Origin of the sequence: Stenotrophomonas sp. CASM106, assembly GCF_049384825.1 — a bacterium.
In the GTDB taxonomy this organism is placed as follows: domain Bacteria; phylum Pseudomonadota; class Gammaproteobacteria; order Xanthomonadales; family Xanthomonadaceae; genus Stenotrophomonas; species Stenotrophomonas muris.
Map to the genome: position 1 here is coordinate 42742 of NZ_JBMRFS010000009.1, position 26620 is coordinate 69361.

The window sequence follows — 26620 nt, forward strand, 5'->3', positions numbered from 1 at the left end:
GCAATGTACAATCCGGGCATGACCCGCGAACGGCTCACTTTTGTCATCGCCGCCTACAACGAGGCCCTGGCATTACCGCTGCTGCATCCACGGCTGTGCGCGGTGCTGGACGGCATGCCCGACATCGACGGCCACATCCTCTATGTGGATGACGGCAGTCATGACCGCACATGGGAGGTGATCGCGGGGTTGGCCCAGGCTGATGCGCGCGTCTCGGCGCTGAAGCTGTCGCGCAACTTCGGCAAGGAGGCGGCGCTGACCGCGGGCCTGGATCTGGTGCACGAGGGGGCAGCGATGATCCTCGATGCCGACGGCCAGGACCCGCCGGAGCTGGTGCCGCAATTCGTCGCGCGCTGGCGCGAGGGCCATGACAACGTCTACGGCACGCGCATGGCCCGCGATGGCGAGTCCTGGATCAAGCGCGCCACGGCAGCGATGTTCTACCGGGTGATGGGTCGCCTGTCGCGTACGCCGATTCCGGCCGATACCGGAGATTTCCGCCTGCTGTCCCCGCGCGCGCTGAGCGCCCTGCGCGGGATGCGTGAGCGCCACCGTTTCATGAAGGGGCTTTTCAGCTGGGTAGGCTTCAAGCGGATTGCCGTGCCCTATCACCGCCACGCGCGCGTGGCCGGCACCAGCAAATTCAGCCTGTGGCGGCTGTGGAATTTCGCCCTCGAAGGCATCACCGGCTTCTCGACTGTGCCGCTGCGGGCTGCCACCTACCTGGGACTGGCAACCGCCGCAGTCGCGTTCGTGTTCGGCCTGTGGGTGATCGTGAAGGCGGCGCTGTATGGCGACCGGGTGGCGGGTTGGCCGACGATGATGGCGGTGATCCTGTTCCTGGGGGGAGTGCAGTTGATCGCGCTGGGGCTGGTGGGAGAGTACCTGGGGCGGCTGTACGAAGAGTCCAAGCAGCGGCCGTTGTACCTGGTTGACGCGTGGCTAGCATCCGCCGTGGCAGACTCGGCCCTGCAACCCACCCTCGGAGGGCAGGCAGATGACGACGGTACGGCAACTGTTGGATGGCAAGTCTCCTGAAGTACATGCGGTCGCGCCGGACGCGGCGGTGATCGATGCGATCCGGTTGATGGCGGAAAAGGGCATCGGTGCGGTACTGGTGATGGACGGGCCGCGGCTGGTCGGGATCCTGTCCGAGCGTGACTACGCGCGCAAGATCGTGCTGCGTGATCGTTCATCGCGCGATACCGCGGTGGCGGAGATCATGACGGCGCAGGTGGTGACGGTGTCGCCCGGTGAGCAGGTGGAGCATTGCCTGCAACTGGTGACCGACTACCGCATCCGCCATCTGCCGGTGGTGGAGGGCGCGCAGGTGCTGGGGGTGATCTCCATCGGTGACCTGGTGAAGTCGGTGATTGATGCGCAGCGGCGCGAGCTGGACCAGCTGCAGCAGTACATCGTGGCGGGGTGAGGTGTTCGCTGGCGGGCCTGCGGCCCGCCGGCCCGCCAACAGCAAGTGCAGAAGCAGAAGCGGCGCCTTCCTGATACGTCGGAGAGGCGGAGGGCATGGGCGTGCAGGACACGCCGCAAGTACGTCCCTGTAGGCTCGATGGCGCCATCCATGGCGCCAACGGTCCTGCACGCCCATGCCCTCCGCCTCTGGAAACATTTCCGCGAGCGCGGTGCGTACATGCGCGGTGCCTCGCCTTTGGTAGCCGCCAACCTTGGTTGGCAACAGCTTTTGACTTTGCTTTTTTTTTTGACTTTGAATTTCCGCTCTCGTTCCGCGCGCGCAGGAAACTGTCAGGAGGGGGACGGGTGAGGCAGGCAGGACCGTTGGCGCCATGGATGGCGCCATCGAGCCTACAGGGACGTACTTGCGGCGTGTCCTGCCTGCGTCACCCGTCCCCCTCAAGCCACCATCAATGCAGGCGCCGCGAACAACGCTGTAACCCTACTTCGCATACTGCCCCCCGCAGTCGGCATCCTTGCCCGGCCCCAGTTCGATGGTTGCCAGCAATGCCGCCGGCGGGGCGATGCTGCCCAGTGCCAGGGCCACCGCGCCGCGGATGCCCAGCGCCTTGAAGTCCGGGCGGAACGACGGGTCCTTGAAAGTGCCGGCGATGTGCAGTGGCGAGCGCAGCACCAGGATGCTCTTGTCCTTCGGGCGTGGCTTCAACAGCAGGTCCAGGCTCTCGTCGCGCAGGCTGACCGTGCCTTCGCCGATGAGGATCGTGTCGGTGGTATCCACCGCCAACGCCTGGCTGGTCATCAGGCCGTCGCGCACGCCGAAGTCGGCGAAGGCGCAACGCAGGGGGATCTGCTTGTCGCCGGTCACCAGGAATTTCAGCGACTCGGTGATGTCCAGGCCGGCCAGTTCCATCACCAGGTTGCCGACATGGCCACGGCCCATTGCCAGGCCGACCTTGCCGCTGCTGCTGCCGAGCATCGCGGCGATCGAATTGCCGCGGCCACTCAGGTCCACCTCGCCGCCGATGCCGCCCTTGGCCTGTTCGGCCAGCTTGGCGTCGGGGAACAACTGGCCAAGCTGCACGCCGCGCACACTGGCCTTCAGCGCGGTACTGATCTGCGGCTGGCGCGCGTCCATGCGGATCGTGCTGCGGATGTCGCCGCCGGCGACGCCGAAGTTCAGTGGGTCCAGCCGCAGCACACCGTCATCCAGCAACAGGTGTGCATCCATGTCGTCCAATGGCAATGACGGCGCGTTGATGCGGTGGGCTTTCCAACGCACGTCGGCATCCATCGCACGCAGCTTGCCGAGGTTGTAGGGCGTGTCCGGCAACACACGCGCACGCGCGGCGACCCGTGCGGCCTCGGCCTTCTGCTCTGCATTGGCGGTTTCGCCGCCGCCGGTCTTCGGTGGCGCACCGACGAAGCCGGCCAGGTCATCGAAGTCCAGGCGTCTGGATTCCAGCGTGGCGGTCAGTCGCGGGCGCGCGCCTCCCACTTCGAACTGCAGGTTGCCACCGAGGTCGCTGTCGCCGACCTTGCCGGTGAACTGCTCGTAACGCCAGAGGTCGTGGTCACGCTTGAGCCGACCATTCAACGCGTAGGGTGGGGACGGCGGAATGGCGATGCCGAGCAAGGGGTAGAGGTCGGCCAGGTCCTGGCCGCTGAGCGCGAACTGCAGGTCGAACACGCGCAGCTGGAAGGGATTGGTCAATGTGCCGCTGGCGACGGCGTGGGTGGCGCCAGCGCGACCGTCGAGGTGGATGCGGAACGGGTGGCCGCTGTCGGTCAGCTCCAGCGGTGATTCAGTACCACCGCGCAGGGTGAACGGATTGCCCTGCCAGCGTCCCTTGCCCTGCACCAGCAGCGGTGGCGCCGCGTCGGCCTGTTTCGGCTGGCCGCTGCGCACGTCCACGCGGATATCGGTGCGGCCGAGCGCATCGAGGAACTGCAGGCGACCGTCATCGACGCGCAGCCGTTTGAGCTGGGGGCTGGTCCCGCCGGCGCTGTCACCGAGGAAATCCCAGTTGCCCGGTTCGCCTTTGCGCGGGGCGGTTTCCAGCAGCACGTCCGGCCGGGTCAGGCGCACTTCGGGCAGCTGCACGCTGCCGCGCAGCAGGGGCCAGACCCGTACGTCGATCTCGACGCGGTCGGCGCTGGCCATATCGGGTTGTTTCGCCCAGCTGGCATTGGCGAAGGTGACCGCATCGGCGCGGATCGTGCTGGTGCGGCCGAGGTCGACATCAAGGTTCCCGATGTGCAGCACGCGGCCGGTGCGTGCCTGCACCGCGCGCTCCACCGGCCCCTTGAACCAGTTCCAGTCCCACAACGCGATCAGTACCAGGATCGCCGCCAGCAGGAAGATCAGGATCGTGAGCCAGCGCCGGCCTCGTGGGCCGGGGCGGCGGAGGCGCCAGCGGGGCGTGCGCTTTGCGGCAGGGGAGGCGGCAGCATTCACGCTGCCATGGTTGCCCCCTCTTCGTGGACAGGGCGCGAAGCGACCATGTGCATGGTGTGCACGCGCTGCCGTCGAGCGGCCGTTACAGCACCTGCATGGTGACCGCGACGAAGTGGCAGACGCTGCCGCCGATCACGAACAGGTGCCAGATGGCATGCGAGTACGGGATCGATTCACGGTGGTAGAAATAGGTCCCCAGCGTGTACGACAGGCCGCCGGCGAACAGCCAGGTGAGGGTGCCGCCATCGATCGAGGCCCACATCGGCTTGATCGCCACGACCACCAGCCAGCCCATGGCGATGTAGATCACCGTTGAGAGCACCTTGAAGCGGCCGGTGTAGAACAGCTTGAACACCACGCCGCCCAGCGCCAGCGCCCAGATCGCGGTGAACAGGCCCCAGCCCCATGGACCGCGCAGGCCGATCAGGGTGAACGGGGTATAGGTGCCCGCGATCAGCACATAGATCGCGCAATGGTCGAACACCTTCAACCGGCCCTTGGCGACCGGATGCTGGATGGCGTGGTACAGCGTGGAGGCGGTGTACAGCAGCAACAGCGCGATACCGAATACGATCGCGCTGGCCAGCTGCCAGCCGTCGCCGTAGATAGCCGCCAGGGTGATCAACACCGCGCTGGCTGCCAGGGCGAATACCGCGCCCAGGCCATGGGTCAGGGCGCTGGCGATTTCTTCACGGATCGAAGCAATGGACGTCGTGGACATGGCGTAGGCATTGTTCGCGGGGAGGGGGACCCGCACCCCCCTATCATCGCCGCGATGGGCGATGCGTGCACGCCTGTCACCGTATGATGGGTGAATGCCTGCCTTGCCTTGCCTTGGCTGGGGTCAGAGCCCTTTCCTGCCGGAAAGGGATCCGACCCCGTGGCATCAGCCTGCCGAAACGGTATGCGCCGCTTCGCGGGTGGCCGAGAAGCGCACGTCCGGCGAGCGTTCCTGGGCCAGCTGCAGGTTGACCCGGGTCGGCGCCAGGTAGACCAGGTGCCCGGCGGCATCCAGCGCCAGGTTCAGCGCGTTCTTCTCGCGGAACTCTTCCAGCTTCTTCTCGTTGCTGCAGTGGACCCAGCGCGCAGTGGTCACGCTCACCGGCTCGAAGGTGGCTTCCACGCCGTACTCGTCCTTCAGGCGGTAGGCGGCCACGTCGAACTGCAACACGCCGACGGCACCCAGGATCAGGTCGTTGCTGGTGAGCGGGCGGAAGAACTGGGTCGCGCCTTCCTCGGACAGCTGGGCCAGGCCCTTCTGCAGCTGCTTGAGCTTGAGTGGATCGCGCAGGCGGGCGCGGCGGAACAGTTCCGGGGCGAAGTTGGGGATCCCGGTGAAGGTGACCGCTTCGCCTTCGGTGAAGGTATCGCCGATGGAGATGGTGCCGTGGTTGTGGATGCCGATCACATCGCCCGGCCACGCCTCGGCGGCGATTTCGCGGTCGCTGGCCATGAAGGTCAGCGCGTTGGCCAGCTTCATTTCCTTGCCGGTACGCACGTGGAAGGTCTTCATGCCGGCGCTGAAGCGGCCCGAGCAGACCCGCATGAAGGCCACGCGGTCGCGGTGCTGCGGGTCCATGTTGGCCTGGATCTTGAACACGAAGCCGGTCAGCTTGTTTTCTTCCGGGGCGATCTCGCGGCCGGTGGTGGAGCGCGCCTGCGGTGCGGGTGCGTGTTCGACGAAGAAGTCCAGCAGCGGCTGCACGCCGAAGTTGTTGACGCCCGAGCCGAAGAACACCGGCGTCTGCTTGCCCTCGCGGTAGGCCTGCAGGTCGAACGGGTGGCTGGCGCCCTGCACCAGTTCCAGCTCGTCGCGCAGGTCGGCCAGCATCTGTGCACCGATCTTCTCGGCCAGGCCGGGAGCATCGATGGACGGGAAAATGGTCGAGTCCTGGCGGGTGAAGTTGCGGCCCGGTTCGTACAGGTGCACTTCGCCGGTCAGCAGGTGGACCACGCCCTTCAGGCGCTGGCCCATGCCGATCGGCCAGGTGACCGGCGCACACTGGATGCCGAGCACGGTTTCCACTTCATCCAGCAGCTCGATCGGGTCCTTGCCCTCGCGGTCGAGCTTGTTGATGAAGGTCATGATCGGGGTGTCGCGCAGGCGGCACACTTCCATCAGCTTGATGGTGCGCTCTTCCACGCCCTTGGCCACGTCGATCACCATCAGCGCCGAGTCCACCGCGGTCAGCACGCGGTAGGTGTCTTCGCCGAAGTCGGCGTGGCCGGGGGTGTCGAGCAGGTTGACGATCTTGCCTTCATACGGGAACTGCATCACCGAGGAGGTGACGGAGATGCCGCGCTCCTTTTCCAGCGCCATCCAGTCGGAGGTGGCGTGGCGGGCAGCCTTGCGGCCCTTGACCGAACCGGCCATCTGGATCGCGCCCCCGAACAGCAGCAGCTTTTCGGTCAGCGTGGTCTTGCCGGCGTCAGGGTGGGAAATGATGGCGAAGGTGCGGCGACGCGACGCTTCGTTGGCGACTTCGGACATGGCAGTGGCGCCCGCCCGGGGCGCTTTTCAAAGAGATAAGCGCCCGATTATACCGGCCGGGGGCGGTCAGCGCCCGGTACCGCCTTCGGCCTCGCCCTGGCGGGCGAACTGCAGCTGGCCCTGCTCGGCGAAGATGCGCACCGGCACCGAGCGCAGGCCCATGCCGCGGTTGACCTGCACCACGAAGTGCAGGTGCGGCGCACTGCTGTAGCCGCTGTTGCCAGACAGGCCGATCGGCTGGCCGGCCCCTATCGCCTGGCCACGACGCACGCGCATGCCGCCGGCCTGCAGGTGGCCGTACAGCGCCATGCTGCCGTCGCTGTGCAGCACGCGGATGAAGTTGGCGCGGGCACCATCGCGTTCGCGGTCCTGGCCGTTGCCACGGAAGCCATCCTGGATCTGCATCACCGTACCCTCGCGCGCGGCCAGCACCAGGGTGCCCTCCGGCAGTGCGAAGTCGACCGCGTCGCGGTTCTCCTCGTCGTCATGGCTGAATCGTCCCTGCGGCGCCTGGTCCACGCGCAGGCGCGCCGCATCGAATGGCAGGCGGTAGGCGACATCTTCGGCCTGTGCGGCCGGGTTGCCCGGCACCGACTGCAGGCGCAGATCCAGCATGCGGCCATCGATCGGGGCGGGCAGGTGGCCGACTACCAGGCTGCTGTCGCCCTGGATCAGCGACTCGACCGGGAGGCCTTCGACCGGGTGCCCGGGGGCGGCGCGCAGCTGGATCTGCAGCGGCCCTGCCAGCCCGTTGTCGATCCGGGCCTGCCATTGCGTACCGACCGGCTGCAGGCGCAATTGGGCCATGGGGGCGGCGCCCTCGGCACTGCCTGCGCGGGTGGCCGGGGCGGAAGGGGGAGCCAGTCCCCAGCCCTGGCGCCAGTCGCCGGCGTGTGCGGTCGCGCTCGCCAGCAGAGGCAGCAGCAGGCAGGACAGGGGCAGGCGCGACATCGGCGTTTCCAGCGGAATGGACCGCCCGGACTGTACCCGATCCTGAACAGGGCGACCGGGATGGCCTTCGCATAGCTGTCCCAAGAATATTCATCGCTTTATCCGCATGAAGGGATTGACAGTGCCGGAAAGGGCTGGCATCGTGGCCCCACCATCGAGACCGGCAGAGGGACAGGCCCTTTGAAGCCGGGGCAGCCCGCAGGCGCGCAAGCGTCTGCGTAGGTGCCAAATCCTGCGGGGACCGTGGCGTCCACCGAAAGATGGTTCGAACCATGCACCACACGTGCATCTCGAACGCGGGCCCCGCGAAGGCTCGATGGCCGATTCCCCAACCGGATCCCGCCATGAGCTTCGCCGCCAGTACCGCCATTCGCCCCGAACCCTTTGTCCCCGTCAGCGTGCCGGTCGAAGACCGCGTGCATGCCGAGCGCGGTGAGTTCGCCGCGGTGCTGTCGATGCGCCACGCCGGCCCCAGCCCGGTGCGCCTGCGCTATGAGTGGGTCGGTCCGGCCAATGCACCGGTGGTGGTGCTGGCCGGCGGCATTTCCGCCCATCGCCACGTGGCGTCCAACACGCAGTTCAGCGAGAAGGGCTGGGCCGAAGACCTGGTGGGCAGCGGCCGCGCGCTGGATCCGCAGCAGCTGCGCGTGCTGGCCTTCGACTTCATCGGCGCCGACGGTGCACTGGATGTGCCGATCGATACCGCCGACCAGGCCGATGCCTTGGCGCTGCTGCTGGACCATCTCGGCATCCGCACGCTGAAGGCCTTCGTCGGCTATTCGTATGGCGCGCTGGTCGGCCAGCAGTTCGCGATCCGTCATCGTGCCCGCGTGCGCCAGCTGGTGCTGGCCAGCGGTGCGCACCGACCGCATCCGTATGCCGCCGCCTGGCGCGCATTGCAGCGCCGCGCGGTCGCGCTGGGCCAGCTGCAGTGCGGCGAAGACCACGGCCTGGCCCTGGCCCGGCAGTTCGCCATGCTCAGCTACCGCACCCCGGAAGAGTTCGGCGAGCGCTTTGATGCTGCGCCGGAGGTCATCAATGGCCGCGTGCGCGTGGCTGCCGAAGACTATCTCGACGCGGCCGGTGCGCAGTACGTCGCGCGCACGCCAGTGACCGCTTACCTGCGCCTGTCCGAATCAATCGACCTGCACCGCGTCGATCCCACCGCGATCCTGCCGCCGACCGTGGTGGTGGCCGTGGAGGGCGACCGCCTGGTGCCGCTGGCCGACCTGGTCGGCCTGGTCGAAGGGCTGGGCCCGCGCGGCAGCCTGCGCGTGCTGCGCTCGCCCTATGGCCACGATGCCTTCCTCAAAGAAACCGATCGCATCGATGCGATCCTCGCCACCGCCTTCCGCACTTCTGGAGAGTCCGCATGAGCCTGCACGCCAACGAGCCGTCCTGTAGTCGTACCACTGCCGCCGTCCGTGCCGGCATCGATCGGGACACCGCGCATGGCGCGGTCACGCCGCCGATCGTGCTGTCGTCGAACTTCAGTTTTGAAGGCTTCGGCAACAAGCGCCAGTACGATTACACGCGCAGTGGCAACCCGACCCGCGACCTGCTGGGTGAAGCGCTGGCCGAACTGGAAGGCGGCGCCGGCGGCGTCATCACCGCGACCGGCATGGGCGCGATCAACCTGGTGCTGAACGCGCTGCTGCAGCCGGGCGACACCCTGGTGGTGCCGCACGATGCCTACGGCGGCAGCTGGCGGCTGTTCAACGCGTTGGCAAAGAAGGGGCACTTCGAACTGGTCACCGCCGACCTGACCGATCCGCGAGCGCTGGCGCAGGCGCTGGCCACGCAGCCAAAGCTGGTGCTGGTGGAAACCCCGTCCAACCCGCTGCTGCGCATCACCGACCTGCGCTTCGTCATCGATGCCGCGCACAAGGCCGGTGCCCTCGTGGTGGTCGACAACACCTTCCTGTCACCGGCGCTGCAGCGGCCGCTGTCGTTTGGTGCGGACCTGGTGCTGCATTCCACCACCAAGTACATCAATGGCCACAGCGATGTGGTGGGTGGGGCGGTGGTCGCGCGCGATCCGGCGCTGCACGAGCAGCTGGTGTGGTGGGGCAACGCGCTGGGCCTGACCGGTTCGCCGTTCGATGCCTTCCTGACCCTGCGCGGCCTGCGCACGCTGGATGCGCGCCTGCGCGTGCACCAGGAAAACACGGCGTCGATCGTTGCCCTGCTGGACCAGCATCCGGCGGTCGGCGCGGTGTACTACCCGGGCCTGGCCGATCACCCGGGCCACGCCATCGCCGCGCGCCAGCAGAATGGCTTCGGCGCGATGCTGTCGTTCGAACTGGCGCACTGCGCCGGTGATGATCCGCATGCGGCGGTGCGTGCATTTGTGGACGGGCTACGCTGTTTCACCCTGGCCGAATCGCTGGGCGGCGTCGAAAGCCTGATCGCACATCCGGCCACGATGACTCATGCGGCGATGACCGCCGAAGCGCGTGCAGCCGCCGGCATCAGCGAAGGGCTGCTGCGCCTGTCGGTCGGCATCGAGGCCGAGCGTGACCTGCTGGCCGATCTCGGCGCCGCGCTGCAGCGCGCCGAAGCGGTGATCGATGCGGCCGCCCGCCGCAAACAGGTGGTGGACGCATGAGCGCACTCGCCGCTGACATTCCTGCGCTGGGGGCGGGACGCCTGGCGCTGCTCGGTACGGGCACGGTCGGTTCGGCCTTCGTACAGCGCTACCAGGCGCTGCAGGCACGCGGGTTGGAACTGCCCAGCGTGCAATGGCTGGCCAACTCGCGCACCGCGCTGGAGATCGATCGCGACCTGGCGCTGCCCTTGGAACTGGCACGTCGAGCCCCCCGCGATGGCCACAGTTCGCCACCATGGGCGAGCGCCGAAGGGCTGGAGCGTGGCGACGTGGTGGTCGATGCCACGGCCAGTGAAGACGTGGCCGCCCGTCACGTGCAATGGCTGGCGCGCGGCGTGCATGTGGTGACCGCCAACAAGCTGGGCCGGGGCGCGCAGCTCGCCCGCGCGCAGGCCATTGCCGAAAGCTGTGCCGACAGTGGCGCGCGTTATGGCGACAGTGCCACCGTTGGTGCCGGGCTGCCGCTGTTGAGCAGCCTGCGCGCGCTGGTGGCCGGTGGCGATCACATCCATGCCATCGAGGGCGTGCTGTCCGGCTCGCTGGCGTGGCTGTTCCATCGCTATGACGGCCAGTCGCCGTTCTCGGCGGCGGTGCGCGAGGCGCTGGCGGCCGGTTATACCGAGCCAGACCCGCGCCTGGACCTGTCCGGCGAGGACGTGCGCCGCAAGCTGCTGATCCTGGCGCGCAGCAGCGGGCTGGCGCTGGATGCGTCGCAGGTACAGGTGGATTCACTGGTGCCCGAAGCGCTGGCAGCGTTGCCGCTGGAGGATGCCGTGGCTGCCTTGGAGCAGCTGGATGCGCCGCTGCAGGCGCGTTGGCAGCAGGCACGTGACAACGGCCGCGTGCTGCGTTTCGTTGGCCGTGTTGACAGCGAAGGTGCGCAGGTGGGCCTGCGCGAACTGCCGGCCGATCATCCGTTGGCGCAGGGTGCCGGCACCGACAACCGCGTGGCCATCCACAGCGATCGCTACCGCCGCCAACCCTTGTTGATCCAGGGACCGGGTGCCGGCGCGGAAGTCACTGCGGCCGCGTTGCTGGATGACGTGCTGCGGATCGTGGGTTGATCGCATTGTTCCTGTACCGCCGAGCCCACGCTCGGCTGCTCCTGACAGAACCCCGGTCCTGCCGCATGAGCCGAGCGTGGGCTCGGCTCTACAGAGGGCACGCCTGCCGGTCAGCGGGACTTCAGGGCCTTCAACAACGCGCTGTTGAACTGCTTGGGGTCCTGCACCTGCGGCGAATGGCCCAGTTCGGCGAACTCGACCAGCGTCGCGCCGGGAATCGCTGCGGCCGCTGCTTTGCCCAGCACCGGATAATTGCCCAGCGTCGCCTTCACCGCAGGCGGCGCCAGGTCGCGCCCGATCGCGGTGCGGTCCTTCTGGCCGATGAACAGCGTGGTCGGCACCTGCAGGTGCTTCAGTTCGTAGACCACCGGCTGGTTGAACACCATGTCCGAGGCCAGCGCCTGGCTCCATGCAACGGCCTGCTTGCCCGGGCCTTCGTACATGCCAGACTGCATCCGCGCCCACGGTTCGTAGGCCGGTTTCCATTTGCCGTCGTAGTACACCTCCAGCTGGTAGCGGCGGATGCTGTCATAGCTGATGTTCATTTCGCCGGCGTACCACGCGTCGACGCTGCGCCAGGGGACGCCCAGCGCCTTCCAGTCCTCCAGCCCGATCGGATTGACCAGCGACAGGCTGCGCAGGTCCTGCGGGAACATCAGCGCGTAGCGCACCGCCAGCATGCCGCCCATCGAATGACCGACCAGGTGCACCGGGACGTCACCCAGCTGCAGCTGTTGCAGCAGGGCATGGGTGTTGGCGGCCAGCTGCGCGAACGAATACTGGTAACGCTCGGGCTTGCTGGATTTGCAGAAGCCCACCTGGTCCGGGGCGATCACCCGATAGCCGGCGGCGACCAGTGGCTTGATCGATTCCTTCCAGGTGGCGGCACAGAAGTTCTTGCCGTGCAGCAGCACCACCACGCCGATGGGTGCCTTCTTCGGCGCGATGTCCAGGTAGGCCATCTCCAGCGGCTGCCGCTGCGATTCCAGCGCGAAGGTCTTCACCGGATAGCCGTAGTCGAAACCCTCCAGCCGAGGCCCGTAGGTGGGGGCGGCCAGGGCGGCCAGCGGAAGGCAGGCAAGCAGGGCGGCAGCGATCACGCGCATGGGGCAATCCGGGGTGGGGAAGCCCCGAGCCTAACCGGAACGCGGTGACGGTGTCGCCCGTACGGGCAAGGGTGACCGGGTAGAGTCGACTGTTGGTCGACTGCTCTTCCCTCAGGCCGCGGAAATCCCGCGCTGGGGGCGATAGCCGACTGAAAGTCGACTCTACCTGTGGCCCGTCGCCATCGCGCCGGAGCCGGTCGCCCTCAGCACTCGATGACGTTCACCGCCAGGCCACCGCGGCTGGTTTCCTTGTACTTGTCCTGCATGTCGCGGCCGGTATCGCGCATGGTCTTGATGACCTTGTCCAGCGACACCTTGTGCTTGCCGTCGCCACGCATCGCCATGCGCGAGGCATTGATCGCCTTCACCGCGCCCATTGCATTGCGCTCGATGCAGGGAATCTGCACCAGGCCGCCGATCGGGTCGCAGGTCAGGCCCAGGTTGTGTTCCATGCCGATTTCCGCGGCGTTCTCGATCTGGCTCGGGTTGCCACCCAGCGCCGCGACCAGGCCACCGGCCGCCATCGAGCAGGCCACGCCCACTTCGCCCTGGCAGCCCACTTCGGCACCGGAAATCGAAGCATTTTCCTTGTACAGGATGCCGATCGCCGCCGAGGTCAGCAGGAAATCGAACACGCGCTGTTCGTTGGCGCCGGGGCAGAAGCGGTCGAAGTAATGCAGCACCGCCGGCAGTACGCCGGCCGCACCGTTGGTCGGTGCGGTCACCACGCGGCCACCGGCAGCGTTCTCTTCGTTCACTGCCAGTGCGTACAGGTTGACCCAGTCCAGCGTCGTCAGCGGATCGCGCATCGCTGCTTCCGGCTTCGACGACAGCTCGCGGTACAGCGCCGGTGCACGACGGCCGACCTTCAGGCCACCCGGCAGCACGCCCTCCTCGCGGATGCCGCGGGTGACGCACGACTGCATCGCGCTCCAGATCTCGCGCAGCTGGGCGCGGATCTCGTCTTCGCTGCGCCAGCACTTTTCGTTCTCGAACATCAGCTGGGCGATGCTCAGGCCGCTGCGTGCGGTCTGTGCCAGCAGCTCGTCGCCGCTCTTGAACGGGTAGGGCAGCGGGGTTTCATCGGGCACGATGCGGTCATCGGCCGCGTCGTCCTGGTTGACCACGAAGCCACCACCGACCGAGTAGTAATCGCGGGTGGCGATCACTTCGTCGTCGGCGTTGTACGCGGTGAAGCGCATGCCGTTGGTGTGGTAGGGCAGCTTCTGGCGCTTGTTCATGCCGAGATCGCGCTTCTCGTCGAAGGCGATCTCGTGCTGGCCCATCAGCTGGATGCGCTTGCTGCTGCGGATGCGCTCCAGGGTGGCCGGAATGATGTCCGGGTCGATCAGGTTAGGCCGTTGGCCTTCCAGGCCCAGCAGGATCGCCTTGTCGGTGCCATGGCCGCGGCCGGTCAAGGCCAGCGAGCCGTAGACATCGGCGCGGATGCGCGCGACCTCGTGCAGGCGGCCCGGGTCGAGCAGCCAGCGATGGATGAATCGCTCGGCGGCCTTCATCGGTCCGACGGTGTGCGAGGAGCTCGGGCCAATGCCGATCTTGAAAACGTCGAACGTGCTGACAGCCATGGATGCCAAACTGCGGGTACCGGACAAGCGGCTATTCTAGCGGCTTGCCGGGCCATCCGATGGCTGCGGCGCAGCATTTCCGCCACGGGAGCCTGACTGGTGCTGACCCTGATCCAGCGTGACGATTGCCACCTGTGCGACCTGGCCCTGGCCGAGCTGGCCAAGGCGCGGGCGCCGGAGTTCGAATCGGTGTTCCTGGATGACCAGCCGGCGCTGGAAGCGCGCTATGGCACGCGCGTGCCGGTGCTGCGCGACGAGCGCGGCGAGCGCGAGCTGGACTGGCCGTTCGATGCGGCCACGGTGCAGGCCTGGTTGGCCGTCGATCAGTAGTGCCGGCCGCTGGCCGGCAAACCCTCTGTTCCCGGTGATGCCGGCCAGCGGCCGGCACTACCGGATGCGTTGCGATGCCCGGTGATGCCGGCCGCGGGCACGGCATCACCGGATGCGTCTTATTTCGCGTCGAACTTCACGATCGTGCTGATCGCGGTGTCGTCCGGAATGGTCTTGGTATCGGCCCAGTCACCGCCGCCGACGCCGAAGTCCAGGCGCTTGACCGTGGCCTTGCCGGTCAGTACCGGCTGGGTGCCCGGCTTCCAGCTGAAGGTCAGGGTGACCGGCTTGCTGACGCCGCGCAGTTCCAGGGTGCCATCGGCGGCGAACTGGTCGTTGCCCACGGCGCGGAAGCCCTTGGCGGTGTAACGCGCGGTGGCGAACTTGCCGACATTGAAGAAGTCGGCGCCCTGCAGGGTCGAGTCACGGTCGCTGTTGCCGCTCCTGGCGCCTGCCAGCGGAATCACTACATCCAGCGAACCGGCGGCCGGGTTGGCCGGGTCGAAGCTGAGCTTGGTGGCGAAGCCCGGGAAGCTGCCGGTGAACACTTCGCCGTCGTACTTGCTGGCGAACACCAGGATCGAGCCGGCACCGGGGGCCTGCGCATACTCCGCAGCGAGCGCCGGGGCGGTGGCCAGCATGCCGGCCAGGGCGGCAGCCACGGCGGCCGGAGTGGTCAGTTTCAGGTTCATCGGTCAGTCCTTCTGAGGGGAGGCGAGCCAGCCGCGCGGCAACATGCGGGACAGCGTTGCATCGCGCTGGAACAGGTGGTGGTAGAAGGCAGCGCCGGCATGGGCCAGCACCACCGCGATCAACAGCCAGAAGCCGTATTCGTGGAGGGCATGGGACACCGCGACGACCTGCGGGTCGGGGCCGCTCAGCTTGGGCACGTCGACCAGGCCGAACCAACGGAACGGGCGCAGGCCACTGGCCGAATCGTACAGCCAGCCCGACAGCGGAATGGCAAACATCAGCACGTACAGCAGCACGTGGGTGGCACTGGCGATGCGTTCCTGCCAGCTGGGCACGCCCGGCACCGGCTTCGGCGCACCGGCATACAGGCGCCAGCCGAGACGGAACAGCACCAGCGCCAGCACGGTGATGCCGATCGACTTGTGCGCGGTGTAGACCCAGAAGTACTTGGGCGTCTTGGGCAGTTCGCCCATGGTCAGGCCGACCACGCCCAGGGCGAGGATCAGCAGTGCGATCAACCAGTGCAGGAGCTGGCTGACACTTCCCCACGCGGCGGGGGTGTTCTTGGCGGTCATGAAGGGTCCTTGGGGGCCGTCGTCTGGTCGGAGTGTGGAACGGGAGCGGGAGTTCCCGGGGCGTCGCTGCGGTCGAGGGTGGCTTCGGCCTCGATCCGCACCTGTACCGCATCACCGATGACCCCCGGCCAGGCGGTGATGCCGAACGCGCGCCGGCTCAGCGTCGTGCTGGCGGAAAACCCGGCGGTGCGTCGGAATGGAGGGAGCGGGTAGCGCTTGAGCGCGTTGAGGGTCACGTCCAGGGTGACTTCGTGGCTGACCCCGCGCAGGGTCAGCGTGCCGATCACATGCGCACGCTTGGCGTCGATCGGTTCGACCCGGCTGGAGACGAAGCGTGCGCTGGGGAATCGCTCGCCATCGAGCAGGCTGCGGGCCAGCGTGGCCTGGTTCCACTTGGCGTCGCCAAGGTCCAGACGCGACACTGGAATGTCCACTTCCAGGGTGGCGTCGCGCCAGTTGTCGGGATCGAACAGCACGCGGCCCTCGCTGCCGGACACGGTGCCCATGGCCTGCGAGTAGCCCGCGTGATCGATGGAGAACAGCACCCGCGTGTGCACCGGATCGAGGCGATAGGTGTCGGCGGCCGCCCAGGCAGGGGCGGTGGCGAGCAGCATCGGCAGCAGGGCCAGGCAGGGACGCATCGATGGCGGGCTCCGGAAGGTGACGCTGTGATCATACGCACAGCCCCCTGCCAACGTTGCGTGCATGGCTGCAACAGTTCGTGGTGGTGCCGCCGCTGGAAACAGCCTGTTGCAGCCATGAACCCGGCCCTGTGTGACAATCGGCCCAGGACAGGGGGTTCAGGATGACGAGCGGCTGGCGCCGGTGGTGCCGTGGCATCGCAGGTATGGGACTGCTGCTGATGGCGATGGCCACGGCGGCTGCGACCCTGGACATGGCAGAAACACCGCGCCTGCGCCGCTTCGGTGCCGCCGAAGGCTTGCCGTCACGCATGGTGGTGGCGCTGGCCGAGGATCGCCAGGGCCACATCTGGGCCGCCACCGATGGTGGACTCGCCCGTTATGACGGCAACAGCCTGCGGGTCTGGGAGCACGATCCGGAACAGCCGGGCTCGCTGCCCGGCAACGAGATCGAGACCCTGCTGATCGATCCGCTGGACCGGGTCTGGGTGGGCATCAACGGCAAGGGCGTGGCCCGCCTGGATGCCGACCGCGAGCGCTTCCTCACCTTCGACACGGTCAATTCCACCTGCCAGGGGCAGTTCTGGGCGCTGGCCTATGTCGACGACGCCTTGTGGATCGGGACCAACAACCATGGCGTCTGCCGGCTTGGCGAGGACGGCAGCGTGCGCCTCTACACCCATGACCCGGCGCAGCCGGGGGGCCTGCCCAGCAACAGCATCTTCACCAGCCTGGTCGATGCGCAGGGCCGCCTGTGGCTGGGCACCGAAGCGGGCGTGGCGCGTTGGAACGGCAGCGGATTCGAGCCGGTGGCCGCGCGGGAACTGGGCACGCTGAGCGTGCTCCGGTTGAGCCGGGATGCGGAGGGTTCGATCTGGGTCGGCAGCCAGAACGATGGCCTGTACCGCATCGATGGGCAGGACCGGGTCAGTCGTCCGCGATGGGCCGACAGCGCCCAGCTGCGCTCGGCCCTGGTCCTGGCCGATCGCCAGGGGGGCTACTGGGCTGGCACCTCCGATGGCCTGTTGCGGGGGGATGCGGCGGCGCTGCGCCGGCTGGAGGGCGACCGCGGCAGCGGCTTCCTGACCGCGCACAGCGGTGTGCTCGATCTGCTGCAGGACCACGAGGGCGGATTGTGGGTGGCGCTGCTGACCCAGGGCCTGGCCTATCTGCCACCGGACTGGCGGCGCTTCTCGATCTGGAACCAGCTCGACGGCAAGCCGCTGGACAGCCAGTACCTGTTGAGCGCGGCCAGCGATGGGAAGAACTACTACGTCGGCTCGGCGCGAGGGGTGTACCAGCTCGATGCGCAGGGCACCCTGCGCCTGCTGGCCAGCGACCGGCAGCTCGGCAGCGGCGTGGTGTGGTCGGTGCTGCCGCGCCCGGATGGGCGCCTGTGGCTGGGACGCGGCGGCCGCATCACCGTCTACGATCCGGCTACCGGCGCGCTGCGCGATCTGCGGATCGATGGCAGTGCCGACCTGCGCCAGCGCATCGACCTGATGCGGCAGGCGCCTGATGGCACGGTGTGGGTGTCGGTGATGGGCCTGGACCTGCAGCAGCGCGATGCAGAGGGCCGGCTGCTGCACCGCTATCCGCTGGAGCATTTCCGCGGGACCGCCGATGCGCCGATCGAGCAGATCCGCTTCGACGCCCATGGCCGGCCCTGGGTGATGGGTGACATGGGCATCTGGCGCGAGCAGGCTGGACGCTTCGAGGCAGTACCGGGCGTTTCGCGCGGGCCCATCTACGACCTGGTGTGGATCGATCCGCAACAGTTGTGGCTGGCGCGCCAAGGCGCGTTCGAGCGCTACCAGTGGGATGGCCTGAGCCTGCGCCTGATCCAGCGCATCGACGGCAGTGCAGGCGTGCCGCCGGTCACCATGGGCGGGCTGGCGCTGGCCGGCAACGGCCAGCTGTGGGCGACGACGCCGCGCGGCCTGCTGCGTTGGGACCCGAAAACGCGGCGCCTGCAGCAGTTCAACGAGCGCGATGGACTGTCCGATGCGGAGTTCACCGGCCGGCCACCGGCAGTGAATGCAGATGGTCGCGTGCTGGCCGTCACCCAGACCGGGTTGGTTGCCTTCGATGTGAATGCCGACGACACGGTGCTGCCTTCTTCATCGCTGGTGATCGCCGAAGTGCGCGTACGCCGCGACGACGCGCGCGGCTGGCAACCGTTGCCGCTCACCGGCACCCTGTTGCTGGGACCGGATGACCGCGATCTGCAGATCGATGCGCGGCTGCTGTCCTATGCCAGCCCGCAGGGCAACCGTTACCGCTTCCGCGTGCAGGGCTATGACCAGGACTGGGTGGAGCAGGGGGGCGATGGCCAGCGCACCCTGTCGCGGCTGCCGACCGGCAGCTACGTCATCGAGGTGCAGGCAGCGACCGCCCGGGGCGCGTGGACGCCTTCGCAGCAGTTGCAGGTGAAGGTGCTGCCGCCGTGGTGGCGCAGCGGCATGGCGATCTTCGGCTACATCCTGCTGGGGTCGCTGCTGCTGGTGGTCCTGGTCTGGTCGGTCCGCGCGCGGCTGCGCCGTCGCCAGCAATGGCAGCTGACGGTGCACAAGCAGCAGCTGGCCGAGCAGGCCTCGCAGGCCAAGAGCCGTTTCCTGGCCACGCTGGGCCACGAAGTACGCACGCCGATGACCGGCGTGCTGGGCATGAGCGAACTGCTGCTCGCGACTCCGCTGGATCCGGTGCAGCGTGGCTACGCGGGGTCGATCCAGCAGGCCGGCAGCCATCTGCTGCGGCTGGTCAACGATGCGCTGGACCTGGCCCGCATCGAAGCCGGGCGGCTTGAGCTGGATCTGCGTCCGTTCGACCTGGAGGAACTGCTTGACCAGGTGCAGGGCCTGATGCAGCCGATGGCGCAGCAGCGCCAGCTGGAATTCCGGCGCGGTGAAAACCCGGCAGGGCCGGTCAGTGTCAGCGGCGACGAGATGCGCGTGCGCCAGATCCTGCTGAACCTGCTCGGCAACGCCATCAAGTTCACCGAGCGCGGCCACGTCGGCCTGGCCGTGCGCCTGGAAGAGAAGGGCGGCCTGTGTTTCGAAGTGCATGACAGTGGCCCGGGCATCAATGCCGAGCAGCAGCAGCGCCTGTTCCATCGTTTTGAACAGGCCGACGGTCCGCGCACCGCGTCGCGCTACGGCGGCAGTGGCCTGGGACTGGCGATCTGCCAGGAACTGGCGGTGGCGATGGGGGGGCGTATCGAAGTGGACAGCCAGCCTGGCAAGGGGGCGCGGTTCCGCGTGCGCCTGCCCCTGCCCTGGACGCGCCAGGCCGCCAGCACCGCGGGCGAGGTGGCGGCCCTGCCGGAACTGCCGCCGCTGCGCATCCTGCTGGTCGAGGACGACGCCACGGTGGCCGAGGTCATCGCCGGCCTGCTGCGGGTGCGCGGGCATGAGGTGGTCCACGTGCTGCATGGCCTGGGTGCGCTGTCGGAGATCGCCACCGATGGTTTCGACGTCGGCCTGCTCGATCTCGATCTGCCCGCGCTGGACGGTACGGCCATCGCCCGCCAGCTGCGCACCATGGGCTATGAACTGCCGCTGGTGGCAGTGACCGCCCGTTCCGATGCCTACGCCGAAACCCAGGTGCTGGCCGCCGGCTTCGATGGCTTCCTGCGCAAGCCGGTGACCGGCGACCTGCTGGTGGCGGCCATCGCCCAGGCGCGTGCGAAACGGCAGGCAACTGCGTGACTGTGCCGGCGCCGGGCGTGAACGGCGCGACTTTCGGTTTACCATGCCGACGCCCGCAGCGCGGGAATCATCAGGACCAGCGTGAGGAGGCAATCGGTGGTGTATCTGCGGGCGGCGATGCTGCTGCTGGTCCTCCTGTGCGGCGCGTTGCCCGCTGCGGCACAGCCGGTGCCTCCGAGCCCGCGGCAGGTGACGGTGTTCGATGGCCTGCCGTCCAATACCGTCAACCGCATGGCCGAGGACCGGTACGGCTACCTGTGGATCGCCACCAACGATGGCCTGGCCCGCTATGACGGCCGCACCTACCGCGTGTGGCGTTCCGAGGATGGACTGCGTGACAACCGCATCTGGAGGGTGCTGGTCGATGCCCGCAACCAGTTGTGGATAGGCACCGAGAACGCTGGCCTGGTGCGCATGTCGGCCGACCGCCGGCAGCTGCACTTCTACGACCGCAGCAGCCAGCCGTTGATGGGCACCAACACGGTCTGGAGCCTGGCCAGCACGCCTGATGGCTCGATCTGGTTCGGTACCCACGAAGGCGGCCTGTACCGCCTGGACAGCCAGGACCGCCTGCAGCGCTTCCTGCCCGAGCCGAACAATCCGCGCAGCCTGCCTTCGTCGTCGGTGCCCTACCTGGCCACGCTGGCCGATGGCAGCCTGTGGATCGGCACCAAGCATGGCGTGGCACGCTGGACCGGGACCGACTTCGAGCGTGTCGGTACGGACATCATTCCCAGCCTGCTGATCAACGGGCTGACCGCCGAGCCCGATGGCAGCCTGTGGATCAGCACGATGGCCGGGGCCACCGTGCGCCGCCCGGATGGCCGCTTCGAGGCACCACCGTGGAAGCTGCCGCCAGGCGAGCAGGTGCTGGGCATGATGCTGCGCGACGAGCAGGGCGGACATTGGCTGGATACGCGCACCGGTCTGGGACGTGCGGTCGACGGCCAGTACCAGACCGTGCCGCTGTACAGCGCGATCGCACGCGGTCCGGTGCGGCCGAACTGGACCGGTGCCTATGAGGACCGCGAAGGTGGCATCTGGCTGGCCAGCACCAATGCCGGGTTGTGGCACCTGCTGCCACGCTGGTGGCAGTTCTCGGTGCTGTCGCGGCTGGAGGACGACCCCAGCTCGCTGCGCAATGCGCTCGTGCTGGGCACCAGCCCGTCCAGCAATGGCGGTGTCTGGACCGTGGGCAGCCATGGCGCGCTGGACCGCTTCGATCCGAAGACCGGCAGGATCGAGCAGCACCGCACCTGGGTCAACGGCATGCACTGGCTGACCTCGGTGCGCGAGGACCGGCGTGGCCAGGTCTGGATCGGATCGACCGATGCACTGGTGCGCTACGACCCGCAACGGCGCGAACTGCGTCGTTGGGGCCGTGATGCCGGTGCCGATGCGGCGATGGAAGGGGTCATCGAAGCGATGATGACCTGCGACGGCGACAGCCTCTGGTTGATGCTGCCCGCTGGCCTGCAGCAACGTGATCTCGACGGACGCCTGCGGCGCCAGCTGGACAATGGCCAGCGCGGCCTGCAGCAGGGCCAGCTCAACCTCGATGTGGAATGCGGTCCGCAGGACCATATCTGGCTGGCCAGCAGCCGTGGCCTGCTGCAGTGGCTGCCGGAAAGCGAACGCTTCCAGCCGGTGCCGGGTGCGCCGGCAACGGCCATCCATGCGTTGCATGTGGGCCGTGACGGCCAGGTCTGGTTGTCCGAGGACGGGCGCCTGTCGCGATACCGCTGGAGCCAGGGGCGGCTGGAACGGCAGGCGGTGGTCGGTGCCGAACAGGGCTATCCGGCGATCTCCGCCTCTGGACTGGTGGTGGATGCGCAGGGCGTGGCCTGGGCGACCAGCGCACGCGGCCTGGTACGTGTCAGTGCCGATGGGCAGAGCGTGCGCCTGTACGGCGTGCACGACGGCCTGCCAAGCCAGGAATTCCGCGAGCACACCTTGATCGCAGCGGCCGATGGCCACCTGGTGGCCGGAACGGCGGCAGGCGCAGTGGTGTTCGACCCGGAGCAGGTACGGCCTTCGGTACGTCGCGCGCCACTGGTGATCGAGCGGGTGGAAGTGCGCCGCAACGAACAGGTGCTGGACATGACCCACGATGCGCCGTTGCAGATCGCCGATGGCGATCGCGACCTGCGCATCGTCGCGCGATTGCTGTCCTTTGCCGACTCGGCGTCCAATACCTACCGTTACCGCCTGGCCGGCTACGACCCGGATTGGGTTGAAGTCGGTCCGGCGGGCGAGCGCCTGTTCTCGCGCCTGGCGCCGGGCAGCTACCGGCTGGAAGTGCAGGCACGCTCGGCCGACCATGTGTGGTCGCGTGTGCAGAGCCTGGAATTCCGCGTGCAGCCGCCGTGGTGGCGCAGCCTGTCCGGCCTGCTGGTGCTGGCGTCGGTCGGGTTGCTGCTGACCAGCTGGTTCGCCTGGTTGTACCGACGCCGCCTGCAGCGGCGCCACGCCTACCAGCTGGCGCTGCACAAGCAGGAACTGGCCGAGCAGGCCTCGGCGGCCAAGACCCGCTTCCTGGCCAACCTCGGCCATGAGATCCGTACGCCGATGACCGGCGTGCTGGGCATGAGCGAGCTGCTGCTGGCCTCGCCACTGGACCCGCAGCAGCGCGGCTACACGCAGTCGATCCGGCATGCGGGCGAGCACCTGCTGCATCTGGTCAACGATGCGCTGGACCTGGCGCGGATCGAGTCCGGGCGCCTGGAGCTGCAGTCGCAGTCGTTTGCGTTGAATGGCCTGCTGCAGGATCTGGCGGCGCTGATGGGCCCGCTGGCTGCACAGAAGGGCCTGCGCTTCGTCCTGGACAACCAGCTGCCGCCGGGCCTGCAGGCGACCGGTGATGCCATGCGCGTGCGGCAGATCCTGCTGAACCTGCTGTCGAACGCAGTGAAATTCACCAGCCGCGGCACCATCACCCTGCATGCACGTTGCGATGGCGAGCTGCGCGCGCTGCATTTCGAGGTACGTGATACCGGCCCGGGCATCAGCCAGGAACAGCAGCAGCGCCTGTTCCGACGCTTCGAGCAGGCCGATGGTGCACGTACGGCAGCGCAGTACGGTGGCAGCGGCCTGGGCCTGGCGATCTGCCGCGAGCTGGCACAAGCGATGCAGGGGCGGATCCAGGTGGAGAGCCAGCTGGGCCGGGGCACCTGCTTCGGCGTCACCCTGCCGTTGCCACTGGTGGTGGACGGTGACGCCGAGGTGTCCGCCGAGGGGCATCGCGACGATGCGGCGAACATGCCACCGCTGCGGGTGCTGCTGGTCGAGGACGATGCCACCGTGGCCGATGTGGTGCGGGGGTTGTTGAGCGCACGCGGCCACGAGGTGGTGCATGCCGGCCATGCGCTGGCGGCGCTGCGCGAGATCAGTGCCGGCGATTTCGACGTCGGCCTGCTGGATCTGGACCTGCCCGGCCTGAGCGGCTTCGAACTGGCCCAGCACCTGCGTAACCAGGGCTACATGCTGCCGCTGCTGGCGGTGACCGCGCGGACTGATCCGGACCTTCAGCAGCAGGTGGAAGCGGCCGGCATCGGCGGCTTCCTGCGCAAGCCGGTGACCGGTGAACTGCTGGTGGAAGCGATTGCCAGGGTGATGGGCAGATAGGGTTTATTGCAGGGCTTGCAGTCCTGCACCTGCAGAATCAACGTCAACGTCAAAAGCCCGCCTTCGACAGTTTTCCGCGATCTGTCGGAGCTCGGGGTCGGATCCCGTTGCTGCGCAACGGGCTCTGACCCCAATCTGGAATTCGATATCTGACAGATGTGTCGACCAAGGTCGACACCTACCAACAACCGCGCGTTCCAACAGTCGCCGTTACCCACAGCCGCGTGAACCTGTCAGAGGTGGGGCGGTGTGGGCTTGCAGGACCGTTGGCGCCATGGATGGCGCCATCGAGCCCCCATGGGTGAGGGCGCTTTGCTTGCGAAGCACTGCTTCGCGAGCGCCCGAACGCGCAGCCGCCGGCGGCTGGGCCGGACCGCGGAGCGGGATTTACGGCGTGTCCTGCAAGCCCGCACCGCCCCGTCAACCCACGGAATGCTCGCTGTTGCTGTTGCCGGCCAGCGGCCGGCACTACCGCAGGTGCAGGGCCGCAGGCCCTGCCGAACCACCTTCACTCCGCGACGTGCTCGACCTGCCGCGGTTCGGGCTTGGTGTCGGGCAGCTGCCAGAAGATCATCGTCGAGGTCAGCGTGATCGCGCCCACGCACAGGAACGTGGCATGCAACGCCGCAGTGGCGTCGGTGCTGTCCAGGTGGGTGCCGAACGCGGCCAGCAGGCTGCCGGCGGCTGCGGCGCCGAAACCGGCGGCCAGCATCATCACCATCGACAGCAGGCTGTTGCCGGAACTGGCGAACTCACGGTCCAGATCGCGCAGGGTCACGGTGTTCATCACGGTGAACTGCAGCGAATTGACCGCGCCGAAGAACGCCAGCTGCAGCAGGCGCCAGGCCAGGTGCTGGCCGGGTGTCATCAGGATGAAGCTGGCCATCGCCAGGCCGACCAGCACGGTGTTGACCATCAGCACGCGGCGGTAACCGAAGCGCTCGACCAGCCTCACCGCCAGCTGCTTGGAGACCATGCCGGCGGCCGCTACCGGCACCATCATCAGGCCGGCATGCATCGGGCCCAGGCCGAGGCCGACCTGCAGCAGCAGCGGGATCAGCATCGGCATCGCGCTGCTGCCGATGCGCGAGAACAGGTTGCCGAGAATGCCGATGCGGTAGCTGGGCACGCGGAACAGGGCCAGCGAGAACAACGGTGCGGTCGAGTTGGCGGCGTGCAGCCAGTAGCCCACCAGCGCGGCCAGGCCAGCCACGGTCATCAGCATCACCAGTGCGTGTGGTGTACCCAGGCCGGAGATGCCGTCCAGTGCCAGCGACAGCACCACCATCGCGAAGGCCAGCATGACGTAGCCGCGCAGGTCGAAGCGGGTGCGGTGGCTGGCGTAATGGTCGGGCATGATCTTCATCGCGGCGATGAAACCGATCACGCCGATCGGCAGGTTGATCAGGAACACCCAGTGCCATGAGGCGATCTCGACCAGCCAGCCGCCCAGCGTCGGGCCGATCAGCGGGCCGACCAGCGCGGGGATGGCGATGAAGCTCATCGCGCGCAGGAAATCCTCGCGCGGCACCGAGCGCATCACCGCCAGCCGGCCGACCGGCAGCAGCATCGCACCGCCGATGCCCTGCAGCACGCGCGCACCGACCAGCTGGTGCAGGTGCTGGGCCAGCGCGCAGGCCAGCGAGCCGAGGGTGAACAGGATGATCGCCACCAGGAAGGTGCGCCGGGTGCCGTAGCGGTCGGCGATCCAGCCCGAGGCGGGAATGAAGGTGGCTACCGCCAGCGCATAGCTGAACACCACTGACTGCATCTGCAGCGGGCTCTCGCCCAGGCTGGCCGCCATCGCCGGCAACGCCGTGTTGACGATGGTCGAGTCCAGCATCTGCATGAAGATCGCCAGGGACACCAGCCACAGCAGGGGACGCTGGCGGTTGTAGGTCGATGGCGATGTGGACATGGGGTGCGGCCGGTGCAGCGTGGGGGCCGCCATGATCGCGCACTGCGGGTCACGGCGCGATCAAGGTCGCGCCGTACCTGCATGCGGAATGCTCAGCGTTGGCTGTGCGCGTGCACTGCGTCGACCAGCACCTGTACATGCGCCGGGTCCATGTCCGGCGACATGCCATGGCCAAGGTTGAACACATGGCCCTCGCGCGAGCCGCCGTTGCCGGCGGCATAGGTGTCGAGCACGCGCGCGGCGGCCGCGGCGATCGCATCCGGCGAGGCGTACAGCGTGGTCGGGTCGAGGTTGCCCTGCAGGGCGACGCGGCCACCGGTGCGGCGCATCGCCTCGTCCAGGTCCAGCGTCCAGTCCAGGCCGAGTGCATCGGCGCCGGTCTGCGACAGCGCTTCCAGGTGCAGGCCGGTGCCCTTGCCGAACAGGATCAGCGGCGTGCGCTCGCTGCCTTCGCCGCGCTCCAGCCCCTCGGCAATGCGCTGCAGGTAGCGCAGCGAGAACTCGCGGTACATCGCCGGCGACAGCACGCCACCCCAGGTGTCGAACACCTGCAGCGCCTGCGCACCGGCCGCGCGCTGCGCGCCGAGGTAGGCGATCACCGCCTCGGTGGTGACCTCCAGCAGGCGGTGCAGCGCCTGCGGATGGTTCAGCGCCATCGCCTTGATGCGCGCGAAATCCTTGCTGCCGCCGCCTTCCACCATGTAGCAGGCCAGCGTCCATGGGCTGCCGGAGAAGCCGATCAGCGGTACCTGGCCGTCCAGCTCGCGGCGGATCAGCCGTACCGCATCCATCACGTAGCCCAGGTCCTGTTGCATGTCCGGCACCGCCAGCCGGGCGATGGCGGCTTCGTCACGCACCGGGTGCCGGAACTTCGGGCCTTCGCCTTCGACGAAGTACAGCTCCAGGCCCATCGCGTCGGGAATGGTGAGGATGTCCGAGAACAGGATGGCCGCGTCCAGCGGGAACCGGCGCAGCGGCTGCAGGGTGACTTCGCAGGCGATCTCCGGGGTCTTGGCCATGGCCAGGAAGCTGCCGGCCTTGGCCCGGGTCGCGCGGTATTCCGGCAGGTAGCGGCCGGCCTGGCGCATCAGCCAGACGGGGGTGCAGTCCACCGGTTCGCGGCGCAGGGCGCGCAGCAGGCGATCGTTGCGGAGAGGGCTGGTCACGATGGGCATTCCTTGGACGGGAGGAGCAGCGGCGTCAGTCGCCGTGCGAAAGGATCTGGAAGCCGCGATGCAGTTCGGCATCACGGGCCTTCTCGAAGGCGTGGCGGGCGTCGTCGGCCTGCAGGAACAGCTCGCGCCGCAGCTGCGAGCGGCTGCCGACACGGCCGCTCTCGCGCAGCAGCTCCCAGCCGCCGAACAGGTCCGGCAGCAGGCTCAGGCGCAGGAAGCGCGGTGCCTGCGCACCGGCGTCGGGATGTTGCAGGTAAACGTGCAT

20 protein-coding genes and 1 riboswitch are annotated in these 26620 nt (G+C 68.0%); of the genes, 8 read left to right on the top strand and 12 right to left on the bottom strand.

The window, feature by feature from the left end; translation table 11 throughout:
• Positions 1 to 18 precede the first annotated feature (18 nt).
• Together VG556_RS18195 and VG556_RS18200 are read left to right on the top strand one after the other, a co-directional pair.
• Positions 19 to 1038, top strand: coding sequence for a glycosyltransferase family 2 protein (locus tag VG556_RS18195; protein WP_014648068.1), 1020 nt, complete (start codon positions 19 to 21; stop codon positions 1036 to 1038).
• Positions 998 to 1429 carry a CBS domain-containing protein gene (locus VG556_RS18200; protein ID WP_012511858.1) on the top strand — a complete coding sequence of 144 codons (432 nt, stop codon included), beginning with the start codon at positions 998 to 1000 and terminating at the stop codon, positions 1427 to 1429. Before VG556_RS18195 ends, VG556_RS18200 begins: the two co-directional genes overlap by 41 nt.
• A gap of 483 nt (positions 1430 to 1912) precedes the next feature.
• Here the strand turns inward: VG556_RS18200 and VG556_RS18205 are convergent, their stop codons facing one another.
• The 4 genes from VG556_RS18205 to VG556_RS18220 all read right to left on the bottom strand — a co-directional run bounded on the left by VG556_RS18205 (position 1913) and on the right by VG556_RS18220 (position 7328).
• A complete protein-coding gene (locus VG556_RS18205; protein WP_075077174.1) occupies positions 1913 to 3886 on the bottom strand; it encodes an AsmA family protein in 1974 nt (657 codons plus the stop codon).
• Between the two features lie 82 nt (positions 3887 to 3968).
• Complete coding sequence (gene trhA / locus VG556_RS18210) at positions 3969 to 4607, bottom strand: PAQR family membrane homeostasis protein TrhA (protein ID WP_005410682.1); 639 nt, start codon at positions 4605 to 4607, stop codon at positions 3969 to 3971.
• Positions 4608 to 4772: 165 nt separating this feature from the next.
• Complete coding sequence (locus VG556_RS18215; RefSeq protein ID WP_014648065.1) at positions 4773 to 6377, bottom strand: peptide chain release factor 3; 1605 nt, start codon at positions 6375 to 6377, stop codon at positions 4773 to 4775.
• Positions 6378 to 6443: 66 nt separating this feature from the next.
• A complete protein-coding gene (locus VG556_RS18220) occupies positions 6444 to 7328 on the bottom strand; it encodes a M23 family metallopeptidase (protein WP_046432023.1) in 885 nt (294 codons plus the stop codon).
• Between the two features lie 148 nt (positions 7329 to 7476).
• Positions 7477 to 7595: riboswitch (SAM riboswitch) on the top strand.
• 77 nt (positions 7596 to 7672) lie between these two features.
• On the opposite strand from VG556_RS18220, the gene metX reads away from it, so the two are divergent.
• Genes metX through VG556_RS18235 form a run of 3 tightly spaced genes read left to right on the top strand, consistent with a single transcriptional unit; the run spans position 7673 to position 11000 of the window.
• On the top strand, positions 7673 to 8704 hold the full coding sequence (gene metX, locus VG556_RS18225; protein ID WP_100450473.1) for a homoserine O-succinyltransferase MetX: 1032 nt from the start codon (positions 7673 to 7675) through the stop codon (positions 8702 to 8704).
• Positions 8701 to 9936 carry an O-succinylhomoserine (thiol)-lyase gene (locus VG556_RS18230; protein ID WP_032957052.1) on the top strand — a complete coding sequence of 412 codons (1236 nt, stop codon included), beginning with the start codon at positions 8701 to 8703 and terminating at the stop codon, positions 9934 to 9936. The genes metX and VG556_RS18230 overlap by 4 nt, the downstream gene beginning before the upstream one ends.
• On the top strand, positions 9933 to 11000 hold the full coding sequence (locus tag VG556_RS18235; protein WP_032957054.1) for a homoserine dehydrogenase: 1068 nt from the start codon (positions 9933 to 9935) through the stop codon (positions 10998 to 11000). Before VG556_RS18230 ends, VG556_RS18235 begins: the two co-directional genes overlap by 4 nt.
• 110 nt (positions 11001 to 11110) lie before the next feature.
• Here VG556_RS18235 and VG556_RS18240 read toward each other — a convergent pair whose 3' ends face one another.
• The gene (locus VG556_RS18240) at positions 11111 to 12106 is read right to left on the bottom strand and encodes an alpha/beta fold hydrolase (protein WP_032957057.1); all 996 of its coding nucleotides are present in this window, start codon (positions 12104 to 12106) and stop codon (positions 11111 to 11113) included.
• Between the two features lie 203 nt (positions 12107 to 12309).
• Entirely contained in the window at positions 12310 to 13692 is a 1383-nt protein-coding gene (locus VG556_RS18245; protein ID WP_006464040.1) for an L-serine ammonia-lyase, read from the bottom strand.
• A gap of 99 nt (positions 13693 to 13791) precedes the next feature.
• Here VG556_RS18245 and VG556_RS18250 point away from each other — a divergent pair, with 99 nt between their 5' ends.
• Positions 13792 to 14022, top strand: coding sequence for a glutaredoxin family protein (locus VG556_RS18250; protein WP_014648059.1), 231 nt, complete (start codon positions 13792 to 13794; stop codon positions 14020 to 14022).
• Positions 14023 to 14141: 119 nt separating this feature from the next.
• Here the strand turns inward: VG556_RS18250 and VG556_RS18255 are convergent, their stop codons facing one another.
• Genes VG556_RS18255 through VG556_RS18265 form a run of 3 tightly spaced genes read right to left on the bottom strand, consistent with a single transcriptional unit; the run spans position 14142 to position 15931 of the window.
• A complete protein-coding gene (locus VG556_RS18255; RefSeq protein ID WP_075077170.1) occupies positions 14142 to 14714 on the bottom strand; it encodes a YceI family protein in 573 nt (190 codons plus the stop codon).
• Positions 14715 to 14717: 3 nt separating this feature from the next.
• Entirely contained in the window at positions 14718 to 15290 is a 573-nt protein-coding gene (locus VG556_RS18260; RefSeq protein ID WP_032957065.1) for a cytochrome b, read from the bottom strand.
• The gene (locus VG556_RS18265) at positions 15287 to 15931 is read right to left on the bottom strand and encodes a YceI family protein (RefSeq protein ID WP_100450472.1); all 645 of its coding nucleotides are present in this window, start codon (positions 15929 to 15931) and stop codon (positions 15287 to 15289) included. The genes VG556_RS18260 and VG556_RS18265 overlap by 4 nt, the downstream gene beginning before the upstream one ends.
• Before the next feature lie 164 nt (positions 15932 to 16095).
• On the opposite strand from VG556_RS18265, the gene VG556_RS18270 reads away from it, so the two are divergent.
• Positions 16096 to 19638, top strand: coding sequence for a sensor histidine kinase (locus VG556_RS18270; RefSeq protein WP_100450471.1), 3543 nt, complete (start codon positions 16096 to 16098; stop codon positions 19636 to 19638).
• A 96-nt stretch (positions 19639 to 19734) separates the two neighbouring features.
• The gene (locus VG556_RS18275) at positions 19735 to 23262 is read left to right on the top strand and encodes a hybrid sensor histidine kinase/response regulator (RefSeq protein WP_111144310.1); all 3528 of its coding nucleotides are present in this window, start codon (positions 19735 to 19737) and stop codon (positions 23260 to 23262) included.
• Positions 23263 to 23770: 508 nt separating this feature from the next.
• Here VG556_RS18275 and mdtD read toward each other — a convergent pair.
• The 3 genes from mdtD to VG556_RS18290 all read right to left on the bottom strand — a co-directional run bounded on the left by mdtD (position 23771) and on the right by VG556_RS18290 (position 26620).
• A complete protein-coding gene (gene mdtD, locus VG556_RS18280) occupies positions 23771 to 25180 on the bottom strand; it encodes a multidrug transporter subunit MdtD (protein WP_046432009.1) in 1410 nt (469 codons plus the stop codon).
• Between the two features lie 92 nt (positions 25181 to 25272).
• The gene (hemE, locus tag VG556_RS18285) at positions 25273 to 26355 is read right to left on the bottom strand and encodes a uroporphyrinogen decarboxylase (RefSeq protein ID WP_100450469.1); all 1083 of its coding nucleotides are present in this window, start codon (positions 26353 to 26355) and stop codon (positions 25273 to 25275) included.
• Positions 26356 to 26380: 25 nt separating this feature from the next.
• Positions 26381 to 26620: a WGR domain-containing protein gene (locus VG556_RS18290; protein ID WP_014648051.1), complete on the bottom strand. Its 240-nt coding sequence runs from the start codon at positions 26618 to 26620 to the stop codon at positions 26381 to 26383.

What these genes read in the sequence shown, in the direction of transcription:
- VG556_RS18255 (WP_075077170.1), bottom strand. Translation starts at nt 14,714, where the DNA reads ATGAACCTGAAACTGACCACTCCGGCCGCCGTGGCTGCCGCCCTGGCC.
- VG556_RS18260 (WP_032957065.1), bottom strand. Translation starts at nt 15,290, where the DNA reads ATGACCGCCAAGAACACCCCCGCCGCGTGGGGAAGTGTCAGCCAGCTC.
- VG556_RS18290 (WP_014648051.1), bottom strand. Translation starts at nt 26,620, where the DNA reads ATGCACGTTTACCTGCAACATCCCGACGCCGGTGCGCAGGCACCGCGC.
- VG556_RS18200 (WP_012511858.1), top strand. Translation starts at nt 998, where the DNA reads ATGACGACGGTACGGCAACTGTTGGATGGCAAGTCTCCTGAAGTACAT.
- mdtD (WP_046432009.1), bottom strand. Translation starts at nt 25,180, where the DNA reads ATGTCCACATCGCCATCGACCTACAACCGCCAGCGTCCCCTGCTGTGG.
- VG556_RS18265 (WP_100450472.1), bottom strand. Translation starts at nt 15,931, where the DNA reads ATGCGTCCCTGCCTGGCCCTGCTGCCGATGCTGCTCGCCACCGCCCCT.
- VG556_RS18230 (WP_032957052.1), top strand. Translation starts at nt 8,701, where the DNA reads ATGAGCCTGCACGCCAACGAGCCGTCCTGTAGTCGTACCACTGCCGCC.
- VG556_RS18270 (WP_100450471.1), top strand. Translation starts at nt 16,096, where the DNA reads ATGACGAGCGGCTGGCGCCGGTGGTGCCGTGGCATCGCAGGTATGGGA.
- VG556_RS18195 (WP_014648068.1), top strand. Translation starts at nt 19, where the DNA reads ATGACCCGCGAACGGCTCACTTTTGTCATCGCCGCCTACAACGAGGCC.
- VG556_RS18215 (WP_014648065.1), bottom strand. Translation starts at nt 6,377, where the DNA reads ATGTCCGAAGTCGCCAACGAAGCGTCGCGTCGCCGCACCTTCGCCATC.
- VG556_RS18220 (WP_046432023.1), bottom strand. Translation starts at nt 7,328, where the DNA reads ATGTCGCGCCTGCCCCTGTCCTGCCTGCTGCTGCCTCTGCTGGCGAGC.
- VG556_RS18240 (WP_032957057.1), bottom strand. Translation starts at nt 12,106, where the DNA reads ATGCGCGTGATCGCTGCCGCCCTGCTTGCCTGCCTTCCGCTGGCCGCC.
- metX (WP_100450473.1), top strand. Translation starts at nt 7,673, where the DNA reads ATGAGCTTCGCCGCCAGTACCGCCATTCGCCCCGAACCCTTTGTCCCC.
- VG556_RS18235 (WP_032957054.1), top strand. Translation starts at nt 9,933, where the DNA reads ATGAGCGCACTCGCCGCTGACATTCCTGCGCTGGGGGCGGGACGCCTG.
- trhA (WP_005410682.1), bottom strand. Translation starts at nt 4,607, where the DNA reads ATGTCCACGACGTCCATTGCTTCGATCCGTGAAGAAATCGCCAGCGCC.
- hemE (WP_100450469.1), bottom strand. Translation starts at nt 26,355, where the DNA reads ATGCCCATCGTGACCAGCCCTCTCCGCAACGATCGCCTGCTGCGCGCC.
- VG556_RS18245 (WP_006464040.1), bottom strand. Translation starts at nt 13,692, where the DNA reads ATGGCTGTCAGCACGTTCGACGTTTTCAAGATCGGCATTGGCCCGAGC.